The sequence below is a fragment of the Bacillus cereus group sp. N21 genome, from assembly GCF_016483395.1.
In the GTDB taxonomy this organism is placed as follows: domain Bacteria; phylum Bacillota; class Bacilli; order Bacillales; family Bacillaceae_G; genus Bacillus_A; species Bacillus_A pseudomycoides.
Window position 1 is genome coordinate 1 of the sequence record NZ_JAEHBX010000210.1, and the last position, 792, is coordinate 792.

Sequence of the window (792 nt, forward strand, 5' to 3'; positions counted from 1 at the left end):
AGTAAAATATTTTTAAAAGGGTCAGGACTGTTAGCTTTACCCATGCTGTTCAAATTGACGGCCAACGTATGCTTGCCCCCAATTGTACCCCCAGCAAGAGTAGAAAACCCTGGAACGCCACCCGTGTGTCCCCATATCGAGACACCGTTTGGAAGCTTAATTTCATAGATTCCAAGGCCATATCCATCGATTCCTTCTCTTCCTGTAGGAACTGTAGTAAGCATTTGTTTTAGTTGCTGTTCCTTCAGTAATTTGCCACGGAGTAAGTAAGAGAAGAATTTGTTTAAGTCGTCAGCAGTAGAAATCATCTCTCCATCCGAGCTACCTGGGTTAGAATAAGTAACGTCTTTTAGCTCACTTGCTCCGTCTGGTTGTAAATATCCACGGGCATGCTTGGTGCCCGGAATAACGCTTGAATTGCCAGGTAGGAATGTATTCAACAATTCAAGCGGTTCAATAATCCGATTTTCAACCTCTTCCGCATAGCTGTTTCCAGTTACTTTTTCAATAAGGATACCCAGTAATACGTATCCTGTGTTTGAATAAGACCAGCCCTTTCCTGGGGCAAAGTCTGGGGGAAGAGAAATCCCCATCTTTACGAATTCTTCAGCCGTATACGATTTTTTTGTATCCATAATATCAAAGTCTTTTGACTTTATGTAGTCAGCGATACCACTTGTATGATTCAATATCTGCCGGATAGTAATCTGGTTACCATCATATCCGTTTCCTTGAATGACACCAGGCAACCATTTTTCGATGGAGTCGTCTAGATTCAAGCGGTTCTCTCCA

At 42.4% G+C, this 792-nt stretch carries 1 protein-coding gene; it reads right to left on the reverse strand.

Annotation, left to right across the window (positions count from 1 at the left end; all coding sequences use genetic code 11):
- Positions 1-792 (reverse strand): serine hydrolase domain-containing protein (locus JDS96_RS30525; RefSeq protein ID WP_199669097.1); only part of this gene is annotated, 792 nt, incomplete at both ends.